Origin of the sequence: Streptococcus mitis (assembly GCF_001579035.1) — a bacterium.
Taxonomy (GTDB): domain Bacteria; phylum Bacillota; class Bacilli; order Lactobacillales; family Streptococcaceae; genus Streptococcus; species Streptococcus mitis_J.
In genome coordinates, this window is the sequence record NZ_KQ970287.1 from 184864 (window position 1) to 193272 (window position 8409).

At 41.1% G+C, this 8409-nt stretch carries 7 protein-coding genes; all 7 read left to right on the forward strand.

Annotated features, from left to right (window positions below; all coding sequences use genetic code 11):
* Positions 1-826, forward strand: an 826-nt coding sequence (locus SMIDD26_RS05370) for a toprim domain-containing protein (RefSeq protein WP_246746930.1), incomplete at its 5' end; no start/stop codon positions are given.
* A 27-nt stretch (positions 827-853) separates the two neighbouring features.
* Positions 854-1714, forward strand: coding sequence for an aminoglycoside 6-adenylyltransferase (locus SMIDD26_RS05375; RefSeq protein WP_061439520.1), 861 nt, complete (start codon positions 854-856; stop codon positions 1712-1714).
* Positions 1711-2271: a nucleotidyltransferase family protein gene (locus SMIDD26_RS05380; protein WP_061439363.1), complete on the forward strand. Its 561-nt coding sequence runs from the start codon at positions 1711-1713 to the stop codon at positions 2269-2271. Before SMIDD26_RS05375 ends, SMIDD26_RS05380 begins: the two co-directional genes overlap by 4 nt.
* A 325-nt stretch (positions 2272-2596) precedes the next feature.
* Positions 2597-5068, forward strand: coding sequence for a DNA topoisomerase IV subunit A (parC, locus tag SMIDD26_RS05385; protein ID WP_134990175.1), 2472 nt, complete (start codon positions 2597-2599; stop codon positions 5066-5068).
* A gap of 134 nt (positions 5069-5202) precedes the next feature.
* A complete protein-coding gene (locus tag SMIDD26_RS05390; RefSeq protein WP_033681953.1) occupies positions 5203-6225 on the forward strand; it encodes a branched-chain amino acid aminotransferase in 1023 nt (340 codons plus the stop codon).
* A 22-nt stretch (positions 6226-6247) separates the two neighbouring features.
* The gene (locus SMIDD26_RS05395; protein ID WP_061439366.1) at positions 6248-8215 is read left to right on the forward strand and encodes a peptide ABC transporter substrate-binding protein; all 1968 of its coding nucleotides are present in this window, start codon (positions 6248-6250) and stop codon (positions 8213-8215) included.
* 98 nt (positions 8216-8313) lie between these two features.
* Positions 8314-8409, forward strand: a 96-nt coding sequence (locus SMIDD26_RS05400; protein WP_134990193.1) for a DUF2969 family protein, incomplete at its 3' end; no start/stop codon positions are given.

The window sequence follows — 8409 nt, forward strand, 5'->3', positions numbered from 1 at the left end:
GTTGGCTTCGAATCTCATTCGCAAGGCTATCAAGGCCCGTGATGCTCGTGAAGCGGCACGTAAGGCGCGTGATGAGAGCCGAAATGGCAAGAAAAACAAGAAAGACAAGGGCTTGTTGTCTGGGAAATTAACGCCAGCCCAGTCTAAGAATCCTGCTAAGAATGAACTCTATCTAGTCGAGGGAGACTCTGCCGGTGGTTCTGCCAAACAAGGCCGTGACCGCAAGTTCCAGGCAATCTTGCCTCTTCGTGGTAAGGTTATCAATACAGCCAAGGCCAAGATGGCGGATATCCTTAAAAATGAAGAAATCAATACCATGATTTATACTATTGGCGCGGGTGTTGGGGCAGACTTCTCTATTGAAGATGCCAACTATGACAAGATTATTATCATGACCGATGCGGATACCGACGGTGCCCACATTCAAACACTTCTCTTAACCTTCTTTTACCGCTATATGCGTCCTCTTGTCGAGGCAGGACATGTCTATATCGCCCTTCCGCCTCTTTACAAGATGTCAAAAGGTAAAGGCAAGAAGGAAGAAGTAGCTTACGCATGGACGGACGGGGAACTAGAAGAACTCCGTAAACAGTTCGGTAAAGGCGCTACCCTCCAACGCTACAAGGGACTTGGTGAGATGAATGCGGACCAGCTCTGGGAAACAACTATGAATCCTGAAACCCGTACCCTCATCCGTGTTACCATTGAAGACCTAGCTCGCGCCGAACGCCGCGTCAATGTCCTCATGGGCGACAAGGTCGAACCACGCCGTAAATGGATTGAAGATAATGTCAAGTTTACGCTGGAAGAAGCGACAGTGTTTTAAGTCACTTTTTAATGAATGGGTATCAACATGAGAGCTGAAACAGAAATGCTAGATCTGATTTTACAGACTGCCAAAACTTTACAAGTCGCTGCTGTCGCCATGTCTGGTTCACGGACAAACCCAAAGACCCCAAAAGATGAATTTCAAGACTATGACGTGGTCTATGTCGTGGATGATTTAGATAATCTGACGAGTGCCCTTTCTTGGCTAGACCAGTTTGGCAAACGCCTGATTGAACAGCATGTCCAGCTTGACCATCGTCGTCTTTATCTCATGCTCTTTGAAGATGGTAATCGTATTGATTTGACTCTCTGCCCCAAAGAACACATTCAAGAGTGGGTGGATAGCGAAGCGGAATTCATAGTTTTAGAAGATAAGAAGGGCTTATTTGAGTACTATTCTCCCAGTCCTCAGCGTTTCTGGATGAGTCCAGCTAGTGAGACAGATTTTAAAAATTCCTGCAATGAATTTTGGTGGGTATCATCTTACGTGGTTAAAGGGATTTGTCGCAAACAAGTCATCTATGCCACTGACCATCTCTATGGTATTTGTCAACAAGAACTCCTGAGAATTTTAGCTTGGCTGGTAGCAAGTGATAGGGGAGCAGTTGACATCGGTAAAAATTACAAGTACCTCTTTCACTATTTGCCTGCTGAGAAAGAGAATGAATTCTCAAATCTTCTTGATTTCTCAAGTTTAGACAAAATCACTCAGTCTTTGTTTGCCACGATGCAACTTTTCCACAAAGAAGCTCAATCTCTTGCTCAAAAGCTGGGCTTTGCCTACGATAAGGAAGTGGCTGAGAAGATGATTGAGTATGCTGAGGAAAGAGTGAAGAAGTTTGGGAATAATTGGAAAAATGAAAAAGCGAGAGGAGAAGACTCATGATTGAAAAAGTGGAACGCCTCATTACAGAGATTAATCGTATTCATCGAGAATATTCTAAAGATTATTTTGAAACGGGTAAGATGGAAAAAATCAATCTCAAGCATACCTTTTCAAAAGTTCCGACTAAAGCGATTTTAGCCTACCGTTTGAATTTACATGAGTCAATTAATGATTATCTGATGAAAGCGGATGTCCAAGATATTGGCTATGTTTATCGTGTCAAAACTTCGGAGTCTATTTTAGATAAAATTACACGTTTTTCTGAGCGTCAAGAGGGCTATCCTGTGAATTCCATTCTTAATGATATTTTTGGTGCTCGTATGATTTTAAGTTCCAAAGAGATAGCTCAAGTCATGGATAAATTAGATGATTGGCAAGAGATTTACGGACTAAAAAACTGGTATTTACGTGATAAAGATGGCTATGTCGGTATTCATATCTATTTTAAAAATAAAAGTAATTTTTACTACCCATGGGAACTCCAACTTTGGGATAGGAAAGATGTAGATAGCAATATAGCCAGTCATATCAAGTATAAACGAGGATTTGTGGAGTAGATATTTCAAGTGGAAATGACGATACAGGAATTGGATGAAACTCACTTACTCTATATTTTTTCTTTTTCCATAATATTTACTCTCCATTCTTCGAAAGGAGTTGAACACGCCCTAAATGCTATGTGAAAACTCCTTATTACTAACTGAATCAACAAATTTTAAACATTTTAAACTATAGAAAGGGTCGTTTGGTTACTTATTGTAACTAAACACGGGACTAAGACTTAGGAAAAAGGATAAATCTCCTTGGGTTCGTCGAACCCTGAATCGATTTCCTATTTTTCTACAGAAATTTTCGGCAAGCCGAATCGTCCCTTTGTATCTTATGTCTAACATTCAAAACATGTCCCTGGAGGACATCATGGGAGAGCGCTTTGGTCGCTACTCCAAATACATCATTCAAGACCGGGCTTTGCCAGACATTCGGGATGGATTGAAGCCGGTTCAGCGCCGCATTCTTTACTCTATGAATAAGGATGGCAATACTTTTGACAAGAGCTACCGCAAGTCGGCCAAGTCTGTCGGGAATATCATGGGGAATTTCCATCCACACGGTGATAGTTCTATCTATGATGCCATGGTTCGTATGTCACAGGACTGGAAAAATCGTGAGATTCTAGTTGAAATGCATGGTAATAACGGTTCTATGGACGGAGATCCGCCTGCGGCGATGCGTTATACGGAGGCGCGTTTGTCTGAGATTGCAGGCTATCTTCTTCAGGATATCGATAAAAAGACAGTTCCTTTTGCTTGGAACTTTGACGATACAGAGAAAGAGCCGACAGTCTTGCCAGCAGCCTTTCCAAACCTCTTGGTCAATGGATCTACTGGTATTTCGGCTGGATATGCCACAGATATTCCACCACATAATTTGGCTGAAGTAATTGATGCGGCGGTTTACATGATTGACCACCCGACAGCCAAGGTGGATAAACTCATGGAATTCTTGCCGGGACCAGACTTCCCTACAGGAGCCATTATTCAAGGCCGAGACGAAATCAAAAAGGCCTATGAAACTGGTAAGGGGCGCGTGGTTGTTCGTTCCAAGACTGAGATTGAAAAGTTAAAAGGTGGTAAGGAACAAATCGTTATCACTGAGATTCCTTATGAAATCAATAAGGCCAATCTAGTCAAGAAGATTGATGATGTTCGTGTCAATAACAAGGTGGCTGGGATTGCTGAGGTTCGCGATGAGTCTGACCGTGATGGTCTTCGAATCGCTATTGAGCTCAAAAAAGACGCTAATACGGAGCTTGTTCTTAATTATCTTTTCAAATACACTGATCTGCAAATCAACTACAACTTTAACATGGTGGCGATTGACAATTTCACACCTCGTCAGGTTGGGATTGTCCCAATTTTATCTAGCTACATTGCCCACCGTCGTGAAGTGATTTTGGCGCGTTCCCGCTTTGACAAGGAAAAGGCTGAGAAACGTCTCCATATCGTCGAAGGTTTGATTCGCGTGATTTCGATTTTGGACGAAGTCATTGCCCTTATCCGCGCTTCTGAGAATAAGGCGGACGCCAAGGAAAACCTTAAGGTCAGCTATGATTTTACAGAAGAGCAGGCTGAGGCTATCGTAACCTTGCAACTGTACCGTTTGACCAATACAGATGTGGTTGTCTTGCAGGAGGAAGAAGCAGAACTTCGTGAGAAGATTGCCATGCTCGCTGCGATTATCGGGGATGAACGGACCATGTACAATCTCATGAAGAAAGAACTTCGTGAGGTTAAGAAGAAGTTTGCGACTCCGCGTTTGAGTAGCTTAGAAGACACTGCGAAAGTAATTGAGATTGATACAGCTAGTCTTATCGCCGAAGAAGATACCTATGTCAGCGTGACCAAGGCAGGTTACATTAAGCGTACTAGCCCACGTTCCTTCGCAGCTTCTACCTTGGAAGAAATTGGCAAACGTGATGATGACCGTTTGATTTTTGTACAAGCTGCTAAGACAACCCAGCACCTCTTGATGTTCACAAGTCTTGGAAATGTCATCTACAGACCAATCCATGAATTAGCAGACATTCGCTGGAAGGATATCGGTGAGCATCTGAGCCAAACCATCACAAACTTTGAAACGAATGAAGAAATCCTTTATGTGGAAGTACTGGATCAGTTTGACGATGCGACAACCTACTTTGCAGCGACTCGCCTTGGTCAAATCAAACGGGTAGAACGAAAAGAATTCACCCCATGGCGGACCTATAAATCTAAGTCTGTCAAGTATGCTAAGCTCAAAGATGAGACAGACCAGATTGTAGCAGTGGCTCCGATTAAACTAGATGATGTTGTCTTGATTAGCCAAAATGGTTATGCCCTTCGTTTCAACATCGAAGAGGTTCCTGTTGTCGGTGCCAAGGCTGCAGGTGTCAAGGCTATGAACTTGAAAGAAGATGATGTTCTCCAATCTGCCTTTATCTGTAACACCTCATCCTTCTATCTCTTGACCCAACGTGGAAGTTTAAAACGTGTTTCTATTGACGAAATTCCGGCAACCAGCCGTGCCAAACGAGGACTACAAGTCTTGCGTGAGTTGAAAAACAAACCGCATCGTGTCTTCTTAGCAGGAGCAGTTGCAGAACAAGGCTTCGTTGGTGACCTCTTTAGTACAGAAGTGGACGAGAACGACCAAACTCTGCTTGTTCAATCTAACAAAGGTACAGTCTATGAAATCCGATTGCAAGACTTGAACCTGTCAGAACGCACAAGTAACGGTAGCTTCATCTCTGACACGATTTCAGATGAAGAAGTTTTTGAGGCTTATCTTAAAGAAGTATTTACTGAAGCTAAATAAGTGAAATGAAGAATCAGTTCTAAGAGCTGGTTCTTTTTATTGAAGAAATTTTCTGAAAATTACAAAATATACTTGCTATTTTAGAAAAATAGTGTAGAATATAAGAAATAGGTTTTTAGAATAAGGAGTGGAATATGACAGTAACGATTGATTGGGAAAACCTTGGTTTCTCCTATATGAAATTACCTTATCGCTATATTGCTCATTTTAAAAATGGACAATGGAATCAAGGAGAGCTTACAGAGGATGCAACTTTGCATATTTCAGAGTCTTCTCCAAGTCTCCACTATGGACAACAAGCATTTGAAGGTTTGAAGGCTTATCGTACTAAGGATGGCAGTGTTCAACTGTTCCGTCCTGATGAAAATGCTAAACGCCTGCAACGTACCTGTGACCGTCTCTTGATGCCACAAGTTCCGACAGAAATGTTTGTAGAAGCATGTAAAGCAGTTGTCCGTGCGAATGAAGAATATGTACCTCCATACGGAACAGGTGGAACATTATATCTTCGCCCTCTTTTGATTGGTGTCGGAGATATTATTGGGGTAAAACCGGCAGAAGAGTACATTTTCACCATCTTTGCTATGCCAGTTGGAAATTACTTTAAGGGTGGTTTGGTCCCAACCAACTTCTTGATTCAGGATGAATACGACCGTGCAGCTCCAAATGGTACAGGTGCAGCTAAGGTTGGTGGAAACTATGCTGCCAGTCTCTTGCCAGGGAAATTGGCTAAGTCACGTCATTTCTCAGATGTTATTTACCTAGACCCTTCAACTCATACAAAGATTGAAGAAGTCGGATCAGCTAACTTCTTTGGAATCACAGCTGATAATGAATTTGTAACACCATTGAGTCCATCTATCTTGCCATCTATTACCAAGTATTCTTTGCTTTATTTGGCAGAACATCGCTTGGGCTTAACTCCTATTGAAGGAGATGTCCCAATTGATAATCTGGATCGTTTTGTAGAGGCTGGTGCCTGTGGTACAGCAGCGGTTATTTCTCCAATTGGAGGTATTCAGCACGGTGATGATTTCCATGTATTCTATAGTGAAACAGAAGTTGGCCCTGTGACTCGTAAACTCTATGATGAATTGACAGGAATTCAGTTTGGTGATATTGAAGCGCCAGAAGGTTGGATTGTAAAAGTAGATTGAAAATATATTAAAGGAGATTTTTATGAAATCGAAAAAGTGGCTCTTAACAGCAGGAGTGGTCCTGAGCACAACAGCTCTTTTAGCAGCCTGTGGAAAAGCTGATAAAGAAGCAGATGCTCCGACAACATTTTCTTATGTCTATGCAGTGGATCCAGCATCCTTGGACTACAGCATAGCAACGCGTACATCCACAACAGATATTATCGGGAATGTCGTTGATGGTTTGATGGAAAATGATAAATATGGTAATGTTATTCCTTCTTTGGCTGAGGATTGGTCTGTCTCAAAAGATGGATTGACTTATACCTATAAACTTCGTAAAGGAGTGAAATGGTACACTTCAGAAGGTGAAGAATACGCAGAAGTAACAGCCCATGACTTTGTGACAGGACTAAAACACGTGGCTGATGGTAAGTCAGACGGTGTCTCTCTCATCCAAAATTCCATCAAGGGCTTGGACGCCTACATGACTGGTGAAACCAATGATTTCTCTACAGTTGGTGTTAAAGCTTTGGATGACTACACAGTTGAGTACACATTGAATGCGCCAGAAAGTTTCTGGAATTCAAAAGTTACAACAGCGACGATGTTGCCTGTAAATGAAGAGTTTTTAAAGGCATCAGGAAAGAATTACGGAGAGGTTAGCCCAGCAGGTATTCTCTACAATGGTCCTTATTTCTTAAAAACATTGACTTCTAAATCGTTGATTGAATATGAAAAAAATCCAAATTACTGGGATAAAGAAAATGTTAAAATTGAGAAGATTAAATTGACCTACTACGATGGTTCAGATCAGGAGTCTTTGATCCGTAGCTTCTCCTCTGGTGCTTATACGACAGCCCGTCTCTTCCCAAGCAGCTCAAACTTTGCTTCAACTTTGGAACAATACGGAGATAAAATCACTTATAGCCCGCAAGATTCAAGTAGTTATTACTTTACTTTTAACGTAAATCGTCAGTCATACAATAAAACTGCGAAAACAAGCGAAGAGCAAAAGACTTCTACAAAAGAAGCTATGCTTAATAAGGACTTCCGTCAGGCTATCAACTTTGCCTTCAACCGTCATTCCTATGCTGCCCAGCTAAACGGTGAAGATGGTGCGGACAAGATTATTCGTAACAGCCTTGTTCCAGATAACTTTGTGCAAGCTGGTGGTAAGAACTTTGGTCAAATCGCTCAAGCAGAGTTGGTGAACTATGGTGACCAATGGAAAGGTGTTGAGCTAGTTGACGGTAAAGATTCTATCTACAACCCTGAAAAGGCTAAAGTTGCTTTCGAAAAAGCTAAGAAAGACTTGGAATCTAAAGGGGTAACCTTCCCAATTCACTTGGATGTCCCGGTTGAACAAACAGATACTATCGCCGTTCAACAAAGCAACTCTTTCAAACAGTCTATTGAATCAACTCTTGGTGCTGAAAATGTTGTCATCGATGTACTTCAAATGACAGATAATGAAAAAGAAACGATTACATCACAAGCGCGTGTTCCTTCTCAAAAAGACTATGATTTGAACAGTACAGGATGGGCTCCAAGCTATCAAGATCCAGCGTCTTACTTGAATATTATGGATCCAAAATCTGGCTCTGCCATGAAACACCTTGGTATTACAAAAGGAAAAGATAAGGATGTTGTAGCTAAACTTGGTTTGGATCAATATAAGAAATTGTTAGAAGATGCTGTTTCTGAGACCACTGACCTAGAGAAGAGATATGAAAAATATGCCAAAGCTCAAGCTTGGTTGACAGATAGTTCATTATTGATGCCAACAGCTTCATCTGGTGGTTCTCCAGTTGTAAGTAACGTAGTACCATTCTCAAAACCGTACTCACAAGTTGGTATTAAAGGTGACCCATATATCTTTAAAGGAATGAAATTGCAAAAAGATATTGTTACAACAAAAGAATATGACGAAGCTCTTAAAAAATGGCAAAAAGAAAAATTGGAATCCAATAGCAAATACCAAAAAGAACTAGAAAAACACATTAAATAAAGCAGAAAACTCTATGTCAGACAAGCCTGATATAGAGTTTTTTTCTTGCTAGTTTTAGGATTTTCTTGTAAAATAGAAAAAGTGAAGAGAGGTATGAAATGAGCAAGAAAGATAAAAAAATTGAAATTCAAGTAGCGGATGCTAAAGTTAATGTAGGAAAAGATAGTTTTGAAGGTTATACATTGACTATCGGT

What these genes read in the sequence shown, in the direction of transcription:
- parC (WP_134990175.1), top strand. Translation starts at nt 2,597, where the DNA reads ATGTCTAACATTCAAAACATGTCCCTGGAGGACATCATGGGAGAGCGC.
- SMIDD26_RS05380 (WP_061439363.1), top strand. Translation starts at nt 1,711, where the DNA reads ATGATTGAAAAAGTGGAACGCCTCATTACAGAGATTAATCGTATTCAT.
- SMIDD26_RS05390 (WP_033681953.1), top strand. Translation starts at nt 5,203, where the DNA reads ATGACAGTAACGATTGATTGGGAAAACCTTGGTTTCTCCTATATGAAA.
- SMIDD26_RS05375 (WP_061439520.1), top strand. Translation starts at nt 854, where the DNA reads ATGAGAGCTGAAACAGAAATGCTAGATCTGATTTTACAGACTGCCAAA.
- SMIDD26_RS05395 (WP_061439366.1), top strand. Translation starts at nt 6,248, where the DNA reads ATGAAATCGAAAAAGTGGCTCTTAACAGCAGGAGTGGTCCTGAGCACA.